Annotated in this window: 18 protein-coding genes and 1 pseudogene; 6 read left to right on the forward strand and 13 right to left on the reverse strand. The window is 52.9% G+C overall.

Annotated features, from left to right (window positions below; all coding sequences use genetic code 11):
* From NGM68_RS00595 to NGM68_RS00620, 6 genes are read right to left on the reverse strand one after another with little or no spacing between them, the layout of a single operon-like run.
* Window positions 1-2,136 carry a VirB4 family type IV secretion system protein gene (locus NGM68_RS00595; RefSeq protein ID WP_252699725.1) on the reverse strand — a complete coding sequence of 712 codons (2,136 nt, stop codon included), beginning with the start codon at window positions 2,134-2,136 and terminating at the stop codon, window positions 1-3.
* Complete coding sequence (locus NGM68_RS00600; RefSeq protein WP_252699726.1) at window positions 2,133-3,233, reverse strand: TraC-like domain-containing protein; 1,101 nt, start codon at window positions 3,231-3,233, stop codon at window positions 2,133-2,135. The genes NGM68_RS00595 and NGM68_RS00600 overlap by 4 nt, the downstream gene beginning before the upstream one ends.
* Window positions 3,233-4,384 (reverse strand): TrbL/VirB6 family protein, encoded by a 1,152-nt coding sequence (locus NGM68_RS00605; RefSeq protein ID WP_252699727.1) that lies wholly within the window; start codon window positions 4,382-4,384, stop codon window positions 3,233-3,235. Before NGM68_RS00605 ends, NGM68_RS00600 begins: the two co-directional genes overlap by 1 nt.
* Window positions 4,384-5,238, reverse strand: coding sequence for a hypothetical protein (locus NGM68_RS00610; RefSeq protein ID WP_252699728.1), 855 nt, complete (start codon window positions 5,236-5,238; stop codon window positions 4,384-4,386). The genes NGM68_RS00605 and NGM68_RS00610 overlap by 1 nt, the downstream gene beginning before the upstream one ends.
* Window positions 5,235-6,995 (reverse strand): DUF8186 domain-containing protein, encoded by a 1,761-nt coding sequence (locus NGM68_RS00615; RefSeq protein WP_425493592.1) that lies wholly within the window; start codon window positions 6,993-6,995, stop codon window positions 5,235-5,237. The genes NGM68_RS00610 and NGM68_RS00615 overlap by 4 nt, the downstream gene beginning before the upstream one ends.
* Before the next feature lie 22 nt (window positions 6,996-7,017).
* Window positions 7,018-7,437, reverse strand: coding sequence for a DUF7985 family protein (locus tag NGM68_RS00620; RefSeq protein ID WP_484549503.1), 420 nt, complete (start codon window positions 7,435-7,437; stop codon window positions 7,018-7,020).
* 530 nt (window positions 7,438-7,967) lie between these two features.
* On the opposite strand from NGM68_RS00620, the gene NGM68_RS00625 reads away from it, so the two are divergent.
* Complete coding sequence (locus NGM68_RS00625; RefSeq protein ID WP_252699730.1) at window positions 7,968-9,374, forward strand: ATP-binding protein; 1,407 nt, start codon at window positions 7,968-7,970, stop codon at window positions 9,372-9,374.
* 636 nt (window positions 9,375-10,010) lie between these two features.
* Here NGM68_RS00625 and NGM68_RS18295 read toward each other — a convergent pair.
* The 4 genes and pseudogenes from NGM68_RS18295 to NGM68_RS00655 all read right to left on the reverse strand — a co-directional run.
* Window positions 10,011-10,300, reverse strand: a pseudogene (locus NGM68_RS18295) (DUF234 domain-containing protein); the annotation flags it as partial.
* A gap of 246 nt (window positions 10,301-10,546) precedes the next feature.
* Entirely contained in the window at window positions 10,547-10,999 is a 453-nt protein-coding gene (locus NGM68_RS00645) for an SWIM zinc finger family protein (RefSeq protein ID WP_252699732.1), read from the reverse strand.
* Window positions 11,000-11,233: 234 nt separating this feature from the next.
* Window positions 11,234-11,494, reverse strand: a complete 261-nt coding sequence (locus NGM68_RS00650; RefSeq protein WP_252699733.1) for a hypothetical protein — start codon at window positions 11,492-11,494, stop codon at window positions 11,234-11,236.
* A 2-nt stretch (window positions 11,495-11,496) separates the two neighbouring features.
* Window positions 11,497-11,928, reverse strand: a complete 432-nt coding sequence (locus NGM68_RS00655; RefSeq protein ID WP_252701351.1) for an MOSC domain-containing protein — start codon at window positions 11,926-11,928, stop codon at window positions 11,497-11,499.
* A gap of 199 nt (window positions 11,929-12,127) precedes the next feature.
* Here NGM68_RS00655 and NGM68_RS00660 point away from each other — a divergent pair, with 199 nt between their 5' ends.
* The 3 genes from NGM68_RS00660 to NGM68_RS00670 all read left to right on the forward strand — a co-directional run bounded on the left by NGM68_RS00660 (window position 12,128) and on the right by NGM68_RS00670 (window position 13,416).
* On the forward strand, window positions 12,128-12,508 hold the full coding sequence (locus NGM68_RS00660; RefSeq protein WP_252699734.1) for a DUF7522 family protein: 381 nt from the start codon (window positions 12,128-12,130) through the stop codon (window positions 12,506-12,508).
* 186 nt (window positions 12,509-12,694) lie between these two features.
* Entirely contained in the window at window positions 12,695-12,850 is a 156-nt protein-coding gene (locus tag NGM68_RS00665) for a DUF2080 family transposase-associated protein (protein WP_252699735.1), read from the forward strand.
* Window positions 12,847-13,416: a hypothetical protein gene (locus tag NGM68_RS00670; protein WP_252699736.1), complete on the forward strand. Its 570-nt coding sequence runs from the start codon at window positions 12,847-12,849 to the stop codon at window positions 13,414-13,416. The genes NGM68_RS00665 and NGM68_RS00670 overlap by 4 nt, the downstream gene beginning before the upstream one ends.
* 85 nt (window positions 13,417-13,501) lie before the next feature.
* On the opposite strand, the gene NGM68_RS00675 is transcribed toward NGM68_RS00670, so the two are convergent.
* From NGM68_RS00675 to NGM68_RS00685, 3 genes are all read right to left on the reverse strand, one after another.
* Window positions 13,502-14,602: an ATP-binding protein gene (locus NGM68_RS00675; RefSeq protein WP_252699737.1), complete on the reverse strand. Its 1,101-nt coding sequence runs from the start codon at window positions 14,600-14,602 to the stop codon at window positions 13,502-13,504.
* Between the two features lie 30 nt (window positions 14,603-14,632).
* The gene (locus NGM68_RS00680; RefSeq protein WP_311136050.1) at window positions 14,633-15,295 is read right to left on the reverse strand and encodes a sensor histidine kinase; all 663 of its coding nucleotides are present in this window, start codon (window positions 15,293-15,295) and stop codon (window positions 14,633-14,635) included.
* Window positions 15,296-15,582: 287 nt separating this feature from the next.
* The gene (locus tag NGM68_RS00685; protein WP_252699739.1) at window positions 15,583-16,116 is read right to left on the reverse strand and encodes a DUF8173 domain-containing protein; all 534 of its coding nucleotides are present in this window, start codon (window positions 16,114-16,116) and stop codon (window positions 15,583-15,585) included.
* Between the two features lie 588 nt (window positions 16,117-16,704).
* Between NGM68_RS00685 and NGM68_RS00690 the strand changes: the two genes are divergently transcribed.
* A complete protein-coding gene (locus tag NGM68_RS00690) occupies window positions 16,705-17,193 on the forward strand; it encodes a twin-arginine translocation signal domain-containing protein (protein WP_252699740.1) in 489 nt (162 codons plus the stop codon).
* Between the two features lie 195 nt (window positions 17,194-17,388).
* The gene (locus NGM68_RS00695) at window positions 17,389-18,606 is read left to right on the forward strand and encodes a sensor histidine kinase (RefSeq protein ID WP_252699741.1); all 1,218 of its coding nucleotides are present in this window, start codon (window positions 17,389-17,391) and stop codon (window positions 18,604-18,606) included.
* Window positions 18,607-18,710: the final 104 nt, after the last annotated feature.

The following is an 18,710-nucleotide window of genomic DNA, read 5'->3' on the forward strand; positions in this document are numbered from 1 at the left end:
TCAGTCAGAGAAGGCTTTGTCCTGCTGACCGTCACCCCGTTGACGGTCAGCGATAGAATCCACCGTCTCTGTGGCCCTGTGTGGGAGTGAATCCCGACCCCTTGCTTTCGGGTCGAAATCGATAACAGCCGTTTCGTTCTCCATGGCTCGAACCTCGATCCCGCGCCACTCGCCATCGACGCCGACGAGTGCTTCAGAGTAGCCTGTTCGCTCACTCCCCGGCATGGCCTCCTGGACGAAGCGCATCTGTGCTGAGTTGAGGCCGAATTCGTCTGCCCACTCGCTGTCCATCCCATCGAGGTGGTGGAACTGCTTGATGGCACACTGATCGATGATCGCCTCGGATTCTGCGTGTTGGAAGAACTCGTCGACGGTCTGGGTGGCGAGCCTGATAGACAGATTGTGGTGACGGTGGTGGCGAAACACGATCTCGAGATATGCGAGACTCGCCGCATCCTGCATGATGTAGCGGGCCTCGTCGATGACGAAGACGACCTCTTTGTCGGTCTCCTTGGCACGCTCATATACCAGTGAGATCAACAACTGCATGATGAGACTCGTGCTCCCACCGAGGCTGCCTTCCTGTTGAGCCAGGTCGAGGTAGATCACCTTCTCGTCGCGAATATCGAATTCAGTTTCACGTCCGAGATTCTCATACCGACCACCTGCGGCGAAGGGGCGTAACTGGTCGACTAACCACGTTGCATCGTTGCCGATCTTGATCGACTCTTTGTGCGTTCGAACGACGTAGGCCAATGGATCTTCGACCATCTCGACGAGAATATCGATGACGTCCCGCATCGTCGGGCTCTCGTTGTGGTGGGTTGCGATATCGTCCGTGATTCCCTTCTCTCTATACGCCTCTTCGATCGCCAACTCGAGCGTCGTTCGTCGATCGCCGAGTTGGATTCCCCGGTGGGCGAAGTAGTTCGTCAAGAAGCTCATGACGCTATCGAGTTTCTCGCGGTATGGGCTCGCATCCTCTCCCATCGCTCGCTGGACGCGTTCGGGTGTGGGCTTGAGCTCGAGTGGATTGAGCCCCATATTCCCACCAATGGTGATTCGTTCACCCCCGAGTCCCTCGGCGACACCGGCCCAGTTGTTCAACGGCTCGAGGATGATCCCGATTCGATCTTCGCTCTGTTCGATCGAGCGGATGAAGTTCTGCTTCGAGCCAAACGACTTTCCAGAGCCTGGATCGCCAATCGTGAACATCGCATAGCCGTTCTCTCGAGCGAAGGGATCGATCACGACCGGGCTCTGATTCTTCCAGTGTGAGCCGAATTCGACGCCGCCGTCCTCGAGAATCGTCGCGTTGTGGAGTGAAGCGAACAGGGCACCGACAGCCCCGCCGAGTGCGGTTGCCTCGCGTCCAAAGGGATTCGTGCCGATCGGGGATGCTGCCTGAATCGCGAGATCCTGCTTACAGATCGCTGTCTTCGGTGAGAGGCCAGCTGGTTGTTCGCGAAGCCGGCTCCGAATCGTGCGGACGCTCTCTCGGAGTTGATCTCGGGTATCTGCGCGTACGGTGATGAACAGCGCCTGGTCGAACACGCGGCTGCCGTTCTCGACACTTTTGTACGTCGACCTGGCCGCGATTGCCCGATCCTGCAAATAAGAGCCACGCACGCTCCGCTCGAGATCGGCATCAACCTGCAGATCATCGGCAATTCGTTGCAGTTCGTCTCGAGCCTGCTCTTGGTTTCGCGGTCGGAGATGAACGGTGAGGTCGAACTCGACGTCGGTCAGTTCGAAGAGTTCGTTCAGATAGCCATCTTTCGGATAGTCTGGATACTCCGCAATGTAGAGCGTCGACGTCCACTGCTCACCGACACGAGCGGTACGCGTATCCCACTCGATCGCCGCCGGTGCAACGAGATTCTGGTGGCGCTCAGCAATGTCATCGAGAAGCGCCCCCTCCTCGACACCCTCGTTCAGTGTTGACTCCTCGAGTAGCTCACTGAGTTTGACTTCCTCGACGTCGTCTGTCTGCCATCGATCCCATCCGATTTTCACGAGCAGCGTCACCAGCGCAGTGATACCGATGTAGAGGGCGAATCCAGCCTGTGTCGATGGATCCGGAAGCGTCGATGAAAGCTCCAGTAGGAACCCGATGAACGCAGCTCGAGCGATCATTCTTCTTCCCTCCGTTGGTGACCGAGTATTGGGTACTCACGAACCGCGTCCGCTGTCTCATCATAGTCGTGTTGCTCGCCGTTCCAGAACTCCGTTGCGAGGATGAACAACTCGACCGTACTCAACCGTCGGGCAGACCACCCAGGAACCTTCTGGATGAACTCCGCCTGAATCGTTCGACATCGATTCTCGAGTTTCCTGAACATCGCCGCTCGAAGCTCGGCATCAGCCATGTTCTCTCGACGAGTCACGAACGGATTGAAGAGAAAGCCGATCACCGGAAACGAGGTGAGCTTCTCCGCTGGCGAGCGTTCGTCCTGATACCGGTTATAGACCTCGAGTGGTGCGACTTCGACGCCGATAAAAAACCGGAGTTGGTGTGTGCCAGCGAGTTCACGGGGGCGTTTCTCTCGATACTCCTCGAGCAATGCTTCGAACACTGGATTCTGCTCGACGTCTTCGTCAGTGAGTCGGTCATCGATCTGGTCGATCAACGTCTCTACCGGGAATGGTCGGGTTGTCGCGTGGAACGTAAGTGGGAAATCCAGCTCTCTGTTGGCGAACTCTTCACCCAGTCGTTGGATCTGTGCCCAATCGCCCGACATAGCAAAGTCCATGTTTCCAGGATCGATCTCGAGGAAGGCCTCCATCGCCCCATCAGACCGCTCTATGGCACCGGCACCTGGCCAGGCGCGTTCGATACTGGTGAGATCCTGCGTTCGCTCGTCGGGTTGAAACGGCGTGTAGCTCACAAGCCCGCCTTCGGTTGTTGACGCTGCCGACTCCTCAGCCGTCTCGGAACTGTAGGTAAATCGAGGCCGTTTGCAGTAGTATCGATAGACGTCTGCCAGCCACGTCGAGGCAGGGAGATGACTCGGTGAGGCATAGACGATGGCCGTGCCAACGATAACCCCGAGGAGGACGAACGGAAGGACGACCCCATCGAGGCCGGTGAACCCACCAACGAGGAGTCCCACAATGGGAAACCCAAGCAAGACGTAGACGTCGCCCTCTGCGATATTCAGCAGTGGAATCCGATTCTGTTCGCCCAGTTCATCCATAATACGCCGTCCAGCTGCACCGTGTTCTCGAGCCATCAGTAGTACCCCGGATCGTTCTCTGTTCGTCGATACGTCTCGATACCTTCCTGTCCGTAGGCGTCACTCGCGATATTGTCGTGAGTCGTTTGACTACCTCCAGGGCTCGAGTGAGTGCTAGTACTCGAGGATGGCCCAGATGATCCACGCTCACGCATCTTCGAAGCGACCGTGTAGCCCGCTGCAGCTTTTGGCCCCCACATTGCGGCCGAGGATGCAGCAGCAGGCCCAGCGATCGCCCCAGCGCCGACGACAGCCCCTGCAGTCATCGTGGCCTTCGTCGTTCCACCAATGATCCTTGTGGTCATCGGCGTGGCGTACTTGAACAGCTTCCAGACGATGATGATCGACAGGATGGGGAGCGTGACGGCGATGAGGTAGCTCAAAAAGTTGCTCTCTGGAGCAATCGCTCCACTCGAGCCCTCTCCGAATAGTAGGTCGTATCCTCTGAACAACAGTGCAACTGGAATCGGCATCACTGCGAGGGGAACGAACTTCATACAGACCGTCCGAGCCATCTCAGAGACCACAGGAAGGTTCCCGTACGCGAGGGCAATCCCGATCGGCATTGCATAGATGAAGATGTACAGTATGATCTCTCGCAGGAAGAATAACGCCTGGAGAACCCACATCGCCAGGGCTCCGATCCCGGCTAAGAACAATGCGAGAAGTGGGTTGGAAAGTGTCGCATCAAGGAACGATCCGACCGCAACCATTAGTGCCGACACATCCGGAATCAATGCGATAGTAAACCCGTCTACAAGATAGAGTGCCAGGACAGCAATCCAGTACCAAGTAACAATCAAGAACGCGCCTGTCCAGGCACTCCGTGTAGCCTTTCGGGATTCGTATACACTTCCAATATTGAAAATACGGATCGCGTGTCGGCCCTGAACGCACATCACCAGCAACAACAGTGAGATGATCATGACGTCGCCAGTCACAAGCGACTCATAGATCTGTTCCCAGGGTGCGTTCGTTGGTTGCCCAAATACGAACGCACCACCTGTCTCTGGTGTCGTGGTTCCGAATATCTGCGCAGTGACGGCATCGTATCCGTCTGTTAGCCCCTCTTGAAACCATTCGATGAGCTTGTCAACTGCATCCTCGAACCACTTAATCCCGATATCAGAGAGTGACCAGGCAAGCATCACGTAGCAACCTCTATCTCTAATTGACAGCCTTCCACGTCCGAGGTTAGGTAGTCAATATCGTAATCGATGGTCGAATTCTCAGATGAATGGGGTGCTGTGAGTTCAATAGTAAACTGTCCTCCTTCGCCAACGGTCTCACACTGATTCGGTATCCTCGACGAAGAGAACGGGAGAGTACTGCTAAAAACGCGAACGGTTTCTCCAGATGGGATTATAATCGCATCAGCATTTCCAATGAAGTCGTCGTCAATATCATATATTCCACTATCTCCAGTCTCGTCGTAGCTACTGTCTGTCGGAAGTGGGACATCACCCCTAAAACGAAGAGCAGTAACTGCAGTTGGGGCAGAACCGGTATTCTCGAGAATCACGATTGCCCCACCATCCTTAGCCAGTCTACCAGCCCCTTCGTACATCTCCTCTGGATGATCTCGAGCCAACCGAAGATCGACAAACTCGAGATTCGGCTCGAGTGTCATCGTTACCGATCCCATTGTCTCATCACCAGAGAGTGCGATGAACTCGTAGGCACCGGGAGTGTACTCAAAGCCCAGTTCAATCTTCGTCCGGGTAACACCTGCCTCGATATCTCGATAGGCAAATAGCTCACCAGCGGGATCGATGACGTTCAATCGTGTGGTTGCATCGCGCTCGAGATCGATGACCAACTGTGTCTCATCGACGGTAACGGACTGAATTGGGCCACTCTTCTCATCATTAATCTTCGAATCCGAGTGATCATCTTGATCCGCCGAATCACTCCGACTCGCACACCCTGCGAGGGCGGCCACGAGTCCGGTTGTTGCTCCAGTGAGGACGGTTCGTCGGCAAATCCGCTGTTCTATAGTCATAATGTATCGTCTCTGATTTTCAGGAAGGTTCCGATGCGTGTTGCAGCGTAGAGAGCGACAGCAAACGGGAGGGCATACCGGATGACGTCAACCAGGAGGGTGAACCATCCAGCTGTCGTTTCCAGGGGGTGCCACGTGTCGGTTGCCGAGTCTCCGAGGTAGGCTGGCTGGTGTGAGCGCCACGAGCCTGGGTGATACGTTGCCGTGTAGATGCCTGGCTGGGTAACCGTGACTTCGACACGGCCAGACAGATCCGTTCGAACAACCTGATCGCCAACGGTGATGTATCCTGCTCGAGCGTCCTGCCCTATGATCGATAACCGAGAATCATCATCCCAATTCTCGAGCGTTATCGGATAGCCCGAGTCGACGTCACGAAGCTCGATCAGGAACGTTGCTTCAGTGGCGTTCGAGTCGATGCGTTCGATGGAAAGCTCGCTCTCTCGAATCTCTCGTTCGCCACCCCCATCAGGTTCGAAGAGTTCCGCAGTGACGCCACGGACGATTCCCTCCACAGCAATGTCGTCTCGGTCGATCGCATCATATCGAAGGGCAAGGCCTGAGGATTCGGTGTACGTGCCAGACACGACGTCTACCTCGACGTGCTCGTGGAGTGCGGGTTCAGGAGAGTCACGCTCTCGTCCCCAGACTTCGAGGATTTCTGGGCCATCGCGTATCGGTTCGACTCGTGGCCCAATCGCAGACGGATAGGCGTAGACGAATACCGGTCGTGCAGTGGAGGCGACCGTCTCCTGGCCTTCTCGAGTTGCTCGAGTGAGTTCATCCCAGTCCGTATCTCGAGCGGTGTAGTATCGCCAGATACCACGGACGCCCACCTCCTCATCTGCTGAAAGCGTGTAGCCATGCCACGGCTGGGTGGTATAGATCGCAACGCCGGTGTCGCCATCCGGATATCTGGCATGGTAGACCGATGCCCGTAGATCGTACACCTCGACGTCGATATCCTGGCTGACCGTGACTTCGTCCTCGATCACCCTCCGCTCGGTATGCTCGGTGCCGTTGGTGATCGTCGTCGCCTCCTCGAGCGTGGTCGCGATATCCGCCTCAAGCGTCAGCGTTGCCGAGCCACCGCGCTCAAAATCGAAATCGAGGACTGGCGTGTGTGTCCCATCGATACGGGTGTGCACTTCCCCGTTGCGTCTCAACCGAACCTCCTCGATGGAACTCCGCACGAGTGACCGTTCGACGGTCTGATTCTCGTGAACGGTTGGCGGCTCGAGGCGAACTCGATAATCGACGAAGCCACGGAGTTCGCCTTCTGGTGCGATGTAATGGACAGATTCGGATGGATCCAACTGCGTTTTCGTCGATGGTGTGAGAGCGAAGATGGTCGCGTGTGCATCGGCGATCGCTACCGAATCCACTCGCTCCGCATGGGACGGATAGACGGATGTATCGGTGTCACCCGCCTCGAGGTGTTCGAAATCCGCACTCGTCCACCGTGCAGCCGTATCCGGTGGTGCACTGAACGTGATATCGGTGCAGGTAGCCAGTTCCTGCATCGCCGTTGGGGTGGTGCCAAACCGTTCTTGGTATTCCACACTACTGAGACACTCATTCGGCTCTTTTGACCACAGCGTGGCCGTCTCGTTCTCATCCAACGGTGTATCGTGACTAATGCTGATTGTGTTCGACTCAGGGTCGGAACTCGCAGTGGTGATCGTACCAACACTGACGAGCACGACCACACCTACCAGCATCGCGACGAGTGTAACCGTTCGAACGGGGAGGGCCATTGACTACTCTCTCGAGGGTGTCTTACCACGGAACGAGGTTCACACACTCTGCGAGCGGGAGCCCCATCACTGATCCAGCAACGGTGTACAGCGGCCCAAGCACGACCAGGATCACGGCTGACTTCAACGCCGTATGTTTGTGCTGCTTGAGATCGCGTTTCTGATCGACGTTCATCGTGAACATCTCGACGAGCGAGTCAGCCTGCCACACAACGACCAGACCCATGATCCCGAGTGCGGTCGTTATCTGGAAGAACCCCGAGATCATTCCGGGGAGGGCTTCAGCTTCACAGACAACGCTATCCTGTGCGAGTACGGGATCAACGGCAACGAGCGAAAGGAGGGCTGTAACCGTGAGTATATGCCGAGTGACTCGAGTCCTCATAGTCGTCTGGGTATCGGTTCGTTCGAGGTCAATTGTGGAGGGATCCGGAGAGTGCATTGGTGCTATTACGCCAGCAAATGAACGCACAAACAGGGGATAGAAGCGCTACTCCGGCCCAAAACCGGAGTGAAATCACACTGTCGTCTTCCGTCGTTTGTTTCTACTGGTATCCAGACCAGAAGATGCGTCACGAACGTGCATCCGAAAAGTCATGGATAACCAGCGATCACATTCATTTTGTGGTGAAGTTCATTATCCATAGGCCGATTATATATCTTTCTAGTTTTAAACTGTGGAATTATTAGAATATGTTTGGCTGAGAGTCTTATTGCCAGTCAGAACGTGGCCGATGGAAACTCTGAAAGTACCACGCTTGTACAACATGTCCCAAAGTACAACGAATATGGAGATCCTGAACAAGTTTGGTTGGATCTGACCAACTGGACGTCAATTTAGACCTCGATTCGTGACCTCCGTCGGCCACAATAGAGAGTTGACACATCGGTTCTTCCCACAGCTGGGCAGCATATCGGCTCCTCCACAGGCGGAACGCCTAAGTCATTATCCCGATAATCATTATTTAGAGTATGACCTTCTACGATCGTGGCAGCGAACTCGAATCCCTCGAGGCAGCAGCCGCATCATCGAACTATGAGTTTTATGTGGTGTATGGCCGACGTCGCGTCGGGAAGACCGAACTGCTCAAAACCTTTTGTGCTAATCGACCACATATCTATTTTCTCGCTGCTCAAGAATCAGAGCACCGCCAGCGTGAGAAGTTCATCGAGCAAGTTGCCGACTACTTCGATGATCGCATCCCCCGAATCGATGGGTGGGACAATGCGTTCGACTACCTCGGAGAGGTGATCGCTGACGAACAGATTGTGATCGTCATCGATGAATTTCCGTACCTGATCGAAGAAAACGACTCCCTCCCGTCGTACGTGCAGTCGTTTGTCGACGAACGACTCCAGGACACAGATTCGATGCTCGTCCTCTGTGGCTCGAGTGTGAGCACGATGGAGTCGGAAGTCCTCGGTCACAAGAGCCCCCTGTACGGCCGCCGTACGGGCCAAATTGATCTACAGCCGTTTTCGTTCAAACAAGCTCGAGAGGCGATTGCATACGATTTGGAGGAAGCAATCCAATCGTACGCAGTCACCGGTGGCACGCCGATGTATCTCACTCACTTTGATTATGAGTGCTCACTCGCTGACAATATCCGAACGCATATCCTGTCTCCAACGGGGATTCTTTACAACGAACCGGAGTTCCTCTTGCGCACTGAATTGCGAAATCCTTCGCGATACATGAGTATCCTTGAAGCGGTCGCGTTAGGCCACACAACGCCGAATGAAATTTCGGGAGGAACCGGTATTGACGTAGGGCCACTGTCGAAATACTTACAGACACTCCGCCGGCTTCGCCTCCTCGATCGTGAGGTACCCATCACGGAATCCAGGAAGAAGTCGAAGCGATCGCGCTATCACGTCGCGGACGAATTCCTACGCTTCTGGTTTCGATATGTCGAGCCGAATCGCTCGAGTATTGAGGAAGCACCCGACGTCGTCTTGGAAGGCACTATTCAGCCAGATCTGCCTGACCACGTTGCACCAACGTTTGAGGATATCTGTCAGGAAGCCATCTGGGAAGTGATTCGAGGTAGTGAAATCGAGCCCTACTCCAAAGTTGGCCGCTGGTGGTATGGCGAACACGAAATCGATATCGTGGGCCTGGCACCGAACGACGACCGGATCCTGTTCGCCGAATGTAAGTGGACGAATGAACCGGTCGGGTACTCGCTCGTCGATAATCTCCGAAATAAAGCTGAAAACGTCCGGTGGGGGCCGGAAACCCGAAGCGAGCAGTTTGCGCTTTTCTCGAAATCCGGTTTTGTCGACGGACTCGAACAAGAGGTAGAAGACAATGAGAAGTGGTTATTCTTCGACCTCACTAAGCTCGATTCAGTTCTCTCGTCAGTTACCCACGACTGAAGTCGTTTGTTTCCGCCTCTTACCTCTGTGAGAGCGACAATAGGTCATTTTTGAAATAATCATTATTTGGAGTATGACCTTACGACCGTTGCAACGAACTCGAGGCCCTCGAGAGTGCAGCCACATCACCGGACTACGAGTTTTGTTTTTGAACAACGTCCTCGAGCGTGAACAGTTGTAAATCGTCACGTGCTGAGACTGCCTCACGAACGGACTGGGTGGCCCCACTTCGAGTGAACAGTGCATATTGTGTGTTGATGACACCACCGTCGTCTGGTGGCCATCGAATCTCGCTCAAGTGGTCTTCAAGCGACGTGAGCGCGCTTTGACATCCTCCGCACGACTTCAGTCCTGTCTCTTACCCACAAATGGCGCCCCTGTCGTGAGTGAACAAGATCGAGGAATGCAACCGAAACTTCCGGTTTTCACGGATACAATCAACCTCGAGGAGCGATTTCGTCGATCCCGCCTACCGGTGTTCATCCACCCCAACCACTGGCATCATCGCTCGAATCGCTCCGAACCTCGAGTGTCCGGTCACAACTCGAGTTCGAGAGCGGCTGAAACGCCTGTTTGGAATGCCGTGGACTTATGGGTAAGAGACAGGACTGAAGTCGTGGGCTTTCTCCTCGACTTCGTGTAATCGAGCGGTGAGTTGGTAAACTTACATTCTCCAACGACCATTGTACCCGCTGTCGTGAAGCCTACAACGTCGACCTCGTGCTCTCTGTACCACCTCGCCCAATGTCGAGGAACATCTCATCCGGATACAATCGAGGGAGTGCGTTCTGACACACGGTCTCGAAATTGTGACTGACAAAATCCGGAAGCTCGGGTTCGATAATGGCCTCGTATGCCTGACTTCTTAGTCGCTCGTACCGATCTTCGTTTCCGGATACAAATCTGAACCAAAAGCGAAATAGCCTATTCTGAAATTGGTAACCATTCGGTTGATTCGGCTGGATATAGCGATTCGAGTATCTCAATACTCTGAGCTTCATCGGACGGAATTGTTCAGCCTCCCTCGAGTCATTCAATCTCGAAGACGGCAACGTCGTTCGAGTCACAGTAAGGGCACTCTTCATTCCGAGAGGAGACAGTCGTTCCACAGTGTCGACACTCGTATACGACACGCCCATTAGCACGCCTCATTTGGAACCACTCGAGGACGCTCATTCGCAATCCTCGAGTGAGCGCCGGCCAGTTTGGACACAGTCCCAGCAGGGGAACGACCCTTCGGACGTCTCACACCAACACTCGCTATCGGGCGACGACTGACCTCCCTCTCCTGAGGACGCGTCCTGAGTCCTGTCCGCCCTCTTAACGGGCAGACCTCCATCAGCGATGAGCTGGTTTTCGGTCGCAGCCTGGATGATCGGTCGTCGAATCGCAACCGCAACTCGGTGTTTGCAAGCACCCTTGTAGTGTTCGTCTGCAGGGCACTCACACCGGGCTGGCACGCCGTTTGTGACTGTGACGAGGTATTCGTGTTCGTCGGGATTGGCGTGACTGCCGTTTCGCACGAGCACGCCCTCCGGTGTGAGTTGATACTCGAAGGCTTCGTACTGGGCGCGTTTCGCTGTTCGGCGGGTAAACTCGAGACTCGAGAGTGGATTTGTCGACATTCTAGTTTTCACGCGAGGTGTGATCGTGTTGCCCCGCACCCCCAGGGGGCAAACAAAATTGGCAAGCGAAGGAAGAGATGTTCCACTCGGGAAATGAGAGACAAATGGTTCGCTCCGCGCTCAGATGATCCCCGACAGAAGTCGTGGAGTTGTCAGTGGCTCCCCCTATCGACACCCGTTTGTACTCGGTGGCATCGTGTGGACTCGAGTCAACTCCTCGCTATACCCCTTTTCTCACTCGAGCGACCCAATATCGGCTTCGTGTTTTCGAACGGCCTCATCCAATGCAGATTCGATGGGTTCCTTTTCCAGGCCGGATACTTGTCGACAAATGACGTTTCTGAGGCCGACTTTCCCGGCTGGTTTTCGGACGTCAGCGCTGGTTTCGTAGCTGACGATCTCTTCACCGCTTGATACCACTGTGTAAGCAAACGATTTCTCGTCACCAGATTCGACAATGACAGCCACGTCATCAGTGAGTATGAGTTCGACCATCCTCACCACCTGATTTCATCGCCAATCGAAATCGTTCCGGAGGAAACCACTCGTGCATTCAGGCCGCCTCGATGAACAAGTGCATCACTTAATCCCACTTCACCAATCAGTGATTGCATGTAACCACACGGTTCGCACAGTTCGATGCCCTCACAAGATATCTCGCCTACCGTGAATCGTTTTCCGACAAGGTGGTTCAACGGGACATCTCGAGTCTGAACATTCCTCCGATGGGCTCCATCGTCAATCAAAATGTCCGCATCTCGTTCGACGGCCTCGAGCGCTTCCGCTTCGATGAACGTGATATCGCTTGCCCCCTTCACATCTCGATCGGGATCTTGATCAAGCAGATTCCACAGCCCTTCTTTTTTGAAATAGCGATCTCCACGTAGCCCCTTCCCTTCAATGACTTCTCCATGCTCGATGGATTTCATAGGGTCGCCGCTTTCTGGAGCGATAAATATCCCTTCAACACGTCCTGGATCCATGATATTGACTCTCACCGTTTGCGGTTAATAGTATTGCCAATATCCGGACAGCTACGAGGTGTTCACCTTGGAATTGACAAAATGTGAGTGGACTTCTGGTTATAGCCTTTAACCTTATTATCGCAGAGATCCGATTTGGTCTATAATGGCGAGAGAATCAGCGACCAAACTGATTGATTATCTCGAGGAGGAATTCCCAGAAGCCCTCCGAAGCGTTGGCTACTATACTTCCGAGGAAAGCGAGTTCCTATTCGTTCGAGATGATGTCGATTCAACGTACGATTGTGGTGAACTCCAGCGGATTTTCCGGGACTACAAACTGGAAGCGCTCGACGCAGCCCACCAAGAATCGTTGTACGAGCATGGAAGCCTGCTCGCGACAGCTCGCTTTTTCGATCGTGCGACAGAACTCCATTTCGTCCACGGGGAGACCGAAGGGATCATCACCGCGATTGACGCGGGGTCAGTTGATGACGTCCGCGGCCTGGTGTGTGAGTGTGCAACCGTTGTCGATACTTCTGAGTGACTTTTATCGATGCCACTGAACGCAGTAGCGGTTTCGTAAAAGGCCTTGATGGCCTAGGCACTGAGAAGTGCCTCTGACGTTGGTGGTGAGTAGTTGACGATGTACTCCGTGTGGTTTGACCGCTTCTCGCCCATGCTGATGACACACCACCGATACAGCTAAGTATATACAAAGGATATACAAAATATGGCGAACCGATTTGAAATCGACGGCGAGGAAGTTCTCGACGGTGAGGTCAAACCGTTCGGGAACAGCGCCCACGTCACCGTCCCCAAACGTTGGCGTGGAGCAGACGTGAAAGTCGTCCGAATCTCAGAACCTACCGAGGAGGGCGAAGAGTGAGTGGTGCAACTAACGATTCTGCACGAATCGTTTCACTCGTTCGAACACTCTGTGAAGCCGAAGGGCGTGAGGTGGTGTTCCGGTTCGATGGCCCGATGAGCGCCCCTACGTCGAAATACAACGGTTCTTCCTACCGACATGATACGCTTCCCAAGGCAACGCTGAAAGCGACTATTGAGCGTGCCAGTGTTGAAGGCCTGGGGGAGACGCTCATATGCTTTGCAAAAATCGATATGGAGGAACTTGACCGGGTGGGAATTGCCCCTTCGAATGTGTACACCGAACCAGTTGACGGGACACCTGAATACTGTGTAGTTGATGTGAACGCTTCACGCAAATGGTGGCTGGATGAGTTCTCTGAACTGACCTTGGAGGGAGCAGAACAGGCAGTCGAAGAGGGTCGTGAGGAAGACGTGCTTCCGCCGTGGGATGGTCTGCCAACTGTTACAGTCACCGTCGAACGAACCGCCGAGTGTCATGAGCGATCATACAACTCGGGATTCCATATTCAGTATGATCCCCCGACGCACGAGATTGGAAATATAATAGACGTCCGAATCAAATGACCAGCAAACTTCTCGTGAAGACGCTGGAGCCACCTTCGAAGCTCGCAAGGTATACAACGAAACCATCCGCCTCGCCAAACAAGGACTACTCTCGTCGCTGATCCATTTTGGGGAGTGAAAGACAAACGACGTTCCCTCGAGGTGAGCGCTCTTTGAAGGTGAGTTTCCCACCCAACGAATCAACACACCACTTCATGATCCACAGACCGACCCCTGAGCCGTGGTAGGTGCTAGAGGTCTTGGTTCGTTCATCGATCGCATTGATTTCCATCTCAGGAATTGGTGGCCCATTATCGATGATTTGAATCTGCCCTACCTCGTTTTCGATGTCGTCATCGACGGTTACGGTGACCTTAGGCGTGTCACGATCATTGTGTTCGACGGCATTTCTGATCGCGTGATCGAGTGCATAGGTCAGCCCTTCATCAGCAGTTACCCACACGTCCGTCGAGGCGTCGATAGAAAACTCACACTCAGGATACGTAGATTGGGCTGTTTCGACATGCTCTCGAGCGACGGTGCAGAGATTTCTCGGATAGCGCTTAGTCACGTCGGCGTCGGTGACTTGTTCGATTTCCTTGATAGCATTGCTCAGGTTCCCGACTTCGGTTGCAACATCCAGAATCGTCTCCACCTCTTCTTCGAGGCGATCATCTTCGATTGCTGTACGCAGTTGTTCGGCGTACCCGATCAGTACCGACATATCGTTCCGGAGATTGTGTCGGATCACGCGTGTGAGCAACTGCAACAGGTTTTCTCGAGACTTGTATTCGGTAATATCGTTGACTTGCCCGAGGACATACCGTGAGCCGTCGATCGTCGTCTCTGTGAGAGAGACGCGAGTCCATCGAAATTCCCCGTTGAGGCGTTCGATTTGCCACTCGAAGGACTGCTGTTCGCCGCTGATTGCCGTCTGGATGAAGTGAACAACTTCCTCCTGGGTAAACGGGGTTGACGGTGCCGTGTACTCGTCAACCTGCATCGCCCGGAGTTGGTCAGCAGAGTACCCAAATAGCCGTTCTGTGTACTCATTCACGTCGAGTATCTCCCCTGTCGATGGCTGATAGAGGATAATACCGACGTCTAAATCGTTGAAAGTCGGCGGTAACCGTGTGCCCGGATTTTCCATACGTGTGATTTTGAACAGGAACTTAAAGATTCGCAGATATAGGTAGAAAATTCCCAAATGCAGCAGATATGTTTGGATACTAATCGGTTATGCCGATTCAATCACCACGTCCCTAAATTCGAATCGAGTACCCCCGTCTACTCTTCTCGTGGTCGTTATTTGCCATTCGTGGGCCTGGGCAATCCTTTCGATGATGTGAAGTCCGTACCCAGTTCCCTCGTCAGTCGTTGAATATCCCCACTCAAAAATTCGATGGTGGGCCTCAACGGGAATGCCTGCCCCATCATCTTCCACGTAGAACCCTTCATCAAGAAGCCCAACACACACGGTAACGTCGGAACCGGCGTGTTCGATTGCGTTACGAAACAGATTGGCAAGTAATTGCTGAAGCCGAAATGGATCTGTGTTAATACGGGTTCCGGTATCTACATCACAGTTGAGCGTCGCTTCAGCGGTCGCCACACTGTGCCAACTATCATTGATTGATTCGACCAGATCAATCAAGACACAGCCCGAGAGGATGTCCCCCTGTTGAGCGAGTACCAACAACTCCTCGATAAGGGCGTCCATTCGCGTGTGCATCTCTTCGATCTGATCTAGATGAGAACTCTCACACACTTCTTGCGCTAATTCGAGGTAGCCGCTGGCAACCTGGAGTGGGTTCCGGAGATCGTGGGAGACGACACTCACAAACTGCTCTAATTCAGCAGTGTATTCAACACGGTTAATTGCGTTCTCTGTGTGATTCACCAATAATCAACGAGTTGGAGGTCGTCGTCGTCTGTGAAATCTGCCGATGCTTCGGAAACGGCTTGAAAAACACCTCTATCCCCTATCGGAACGCTGAGCCCGGATGAATACGGGCCTTGAGATTTCGCCTCGGGAACAGTTGTGAGATCATCGAACCGGTATGACTGTTGGGTTCGGTGACATCCTCGCCCGGCGTGAACAGTAGACGCCGATTCTACTGTAAGCGTCGGGGTTTTCGCCTGTTCATCCCATACATGTCTAAAGAAGAGGGTTGCAACAGAACCAGATTACAGTACATAGTCACTGACGGCTGTTCCCACTCCACACGCCCCAATACAGAATAAGAGAAGAGAACCAATGACTGGTATCAAAGAGAGTACGCCTGCCACAACAACTGCAATCAGAAGAACGACTCCCCAGTCATCACTGAACAATCGCCCTACTGTTAGGAATCCTAATTCGGCAACGATCCCAGCTAGGATAGCAAGTGGAAGTGCAAATAGAACGCCAATAACAGTGAGTATCAACAAGAACAAGATAATAAATAAGCCAATCAGGGCTACCAGTCCTGTACCAAACGTTGCCAACGGGTTCTCTCTGATAAATTGAGTATTCCGCTCGGTGTATTCTGGATAAGCCACAATGAGCCATCCCCCAAATACCAAAGTCCAAAGCATGTGCCAAATAGTCTCGATATTCGGGAGGGGAGAAACTCCGTGGTTGACTTGCTCCATTGCGCTAACAGAGGTTACAGAAAGAACTCCCAGAAAAACAACGGCAAGCACCGAACCAACTATCCATCGAACTGGTCGTTTAATCATATACGTCCCCCTGAGACCCTTCTTTCTATTCATGCAACCCTAATGAAAACCGATCAACGTAGTCCATATCCGCTGATCGCTCGATTGCAGCTTCCCGTACCGTCCGAGATTCTTCTAACCCCCCGTACAACTCAATAGCGTGCTGTTCAGCCTTCTCAATCTTCCGAGTACATAAAAGGTCTGCAATTTCTGTGAGCTGTTGCTTATCTGCCCAGTCTTTTCGTTCATTTACACCTATCTGATCCCGTATATGGAACATCTTGTCAGAACCGCCTTCGTCCCTAGAGCCTTTTGGAGACAAAGTCAACAATGATCACCATATATCAATAGAAATTTCTTTTGAATACTTATAACTTTAGGTACATTCCGCCGTGAGCGGTTCGAATCTCCGCTTGAAACAATACTGGTGCAGATAGATGAATCACGGATGTGGTAGTCAATTATACTAATTGAAATGACTCCTCAACAAAACAGAGTAACAGAGACTTCGGGAGAGTTTGCGCTCGGTTATACTATTGGGCAAACTTATAACTCCTCAAGAAGTTCAACAGTGCAAAGATCTATAAGCAGTTATATTTATCTGATTTCATGGATATGGCTCGATCAAGACGAAATTTTCTGAAGAAGAATGGTGTTGCAGTTGCAGCTGTATTAGGTGCTGGTTGTACTGCGCTCGGATCAGATGAAGATGAGGGGTTGGTTGTGGGTGATATTTTCTTCATGAATCACCACAGTGACGCGCGAAAAGTCCGTCTCGCAATCGATCGAAATGATAATCAGATCTATGACCGAACTGTGCACGTTCCGGGAGGTGATCGTTACTTGAAAACGATAACTGCGAGGTGGTCATCCGAACCAGCAGTGTTCAAATTGACGTATGTGGGCCTCAGCGAAGAGGTAGAATCTGAGATTTATGAACGAACGCTAACCGCTGAGGATGCAGTTGACGGCGAGTGTACAATCCCTGTGATTGATTTGAAAGCACCTGGCTCTCAGAGGCAAGGCCGGATCGCGTTCGGTCTGATGAAACCCTCGCAATTCAGAGATCATGTCGGTGTAAGCTGCCCAGAACGATAATGCATTAATTCAAACCTCTCCGTGCGCAATTACCACTCACATTACTGTCCTGAGCGATTTGCATTCCCTATGTATCACAGAGATTGTAATCAATATCGTCTGTGAACTAACATACAACAGCCTAAAATATTAATCTCGGTCTATCGGATAATGCCAAAGCAGTAATATGTGCGAACAATATAATTATGAAGCAATATGACTCCTCCTGACGCTACTCTCACTGCTGAAGAGGCTCGTAAAGAGCTGTATGCCGTCATGCATCGGGATCTCGAATTTCTCGCTAAGGCCCGCCGTGCTCTCGAAATCGGTACCGCCTATCTTGGCGTCGAGAATGGCCATATTGCCCGAATAGAGACTGCCACAAACTACTGGGAATCTATTGAGAGTACTGACCCACCTGATGGAGAGTATCCGGCTGGCATCACGCTCGATCTGGGCACGACGTACTGTCGACGAACAATTCAACAGGAGTCCCCGCTTGCCCTCCATAATGTTCCCGAACAAGGCTGGGAACACGACCCTGCCTTCGAAACCCATGGGCTTCATTGTTACCACGGGGTGCCGATTCATGTCAACGGCGACCTCTTTGGAACGGCCTGTTTTGTTGATTCCGAACCACGCGATGAGCCGTTCACCGAGGAAGAACTGATGTTCACCGAGTTGATCGGACACATGCTCGGCCACACGCTTGAGCGGGAATACCAACGAGTGAGAAACGCCGAACGCGACCGCCTCATTAGCGTCCTCAGTCGAGTTCTTCGGCATAACCTTCGTAACGATCTGACCGTGGTACGTGGTCACACTGAGATTCTCCAGGAGATTCTCCCACCGAATCAGCTCCACCACACCAATACTATCATCGACACGGTCGACGACTTATTAGCGGTCAGTGAGATGGCTCGGCAACTCGAGACAGTAAACGATCATACGTTCGATCGGCAAGCACTCGATATCGAAGCGCTCGTTCGAGAGGTAGTGTCCCATGTTGCAGACGACTATCCTGACGCATCGTTTTTAGTCGAAGGAGATGACACGGCGACAGTTCGTGTCTCACAACAACTGGAGACGGCATTGCACGAACTTCTCGACAACGCGGCTAAACATACGGGAGCCGAGCCAACTGTTACTGCCACGGTGACGACCACACCGAACGCCGTGGAGATTCACGTTGCGGATGACGGCCCCGGGTTACCCGAACATGAACAACGAGTACTGCAACAGGGAGTCGAAACGCCACTCAGTCACGGGAGTGGACTCGGTCTCTGGCATGTGTACTGGATCGTCAAACGCCACGACGGAGAGATCTCCATCGCATCGTCAGCGAGTGGAACGACCGTGACGATTACATTGCCATTTGGTGAAACACGAATACTCTCAGAAAGCGATCATTTATTGACACCCCCCTCGCGCTAACGCGCGAGGATTTGCCTCCGAAGTAGTTAGCTAGCGATGGGGCAATATTGCGGGTTTACCCGTTTACCAGACACTTCGGCGTTTAATAAAATTCCCAAGGATAT

Source organism: Natronosalvus vescus, from assembly GCF_023973145.1.
Taxonomy (GTDB): domain Archaea; phylum Halobacteriota; class Halobacteria; order Halobacteriales; family Natrialbaceae; genus Natronosalvus; species Natronosalvus vescus.

Bases quoted from the DNA above. Each gene is read 5' to 3' on its own strand.
- NGM68_RS00610 (WP_252699728.1), bottom strand. From the start codon at position 5,238: ATGACTATAGAACAGCGGATTTGCCGACGAACCGTCCTCACTGGAGCA.
- NGM68_RS00645 (WP_252699732.1), bottom strand. From the start codon at position 10,999: ATGTCGACAAATCCACTCTCGAGTCTCGAGTTTACCCGCCGAACAGCG.
- NGM68_RS00615 (WP_425493592.1), bottom strand. From the start codon at position 6,995: ATGGCCCTCCCCGTTCGAACGGTTACACTCGTCGCGATGCTGGTAGGT.
- NGM68_RS00685 (WP_252699739.1), bottom strand. From the start codon at position 16,116: ATGATTAAACGACCAGTTCGATGGATAGTTGGTTCGGTGCTTGCCGTT.
- NGM68_RS00650 (WP_252699733.1), bottom strand. From the start codon at position 11,494: ATGGTCGAACTCATACTCACTGATGACGTGGCTGTCATTGTCGAATCT.
- NGM68_RS00695 (WP_252699741.1), top strand. From the start codon at position 17,389: ATGACTCCTCCTGACGCTACTCTCACTGCTGAAGAGGCTCGTAAAGAG.
- NGM68_RS00620 (WP_484549503.1), bottom strand. From the start codon at position 7,437: ATGCACTCTCCGGATCCCTCCACAATTGACCTCGAACGAACCGATACC.
- NGM68_RS00665 (WP_252699735.1), top strand. From the start codon at position 12,695: ATGGCGAACCGATTTGAAATCGACGGCGAGGAAGTTCTCGACGGTGAG.
- NGM68_RS00660 (WP_252699734.1), top strand. From the start codon at position 12,128: ATGGCGAGAGAATCAGCGACCAAACTGATTGATTATCTCGAGGAGGAA.
- NGM68_RS00600 (WP_252699726.1), bottom strand. From the start codon at position 3,233: ATGGCTCGAGAACACGGTGCAGCTGGACGGCGTATTATGGATGAACTG.
- NGM68_RS00655 (WP_252701351.1), bottom strand. From the start codon at position 11,928: ATGAAATCCATCGAGCATGGAGAAGTCATTGAAGGGAAGGGGCTACGT.
- NGM68_RS00605 (WP_252699727.1), bottom strand. From the start codon at position 4,384: ATGCTTGCCTGGTCACTCTCTGATATCGGGATTAAGTGGTTCGAGGAT.
- NGM68_RS00595 (WP_252699725.1), bottom strand. From the start codon at position 2,136: ATGATCGCTCGAGCTGCGTTCATCGGGTTCCTACTGGAGCTTTCATCG.
- NGM68_RS00690 (WP_252699740.1), top strand. From the start codon at position 16,705: ATGGATATGGCTCGATCAAGACGAAATTTTCTGAAGAAGAATGGTGTT.
- NGM68_RS00625 (WP_252699730.1), top strand. From the start codon at position 7,968: ATGACCTTCTACGATCGTGGCAGCGAACTCGAATCCCTCGAGGCAGCA.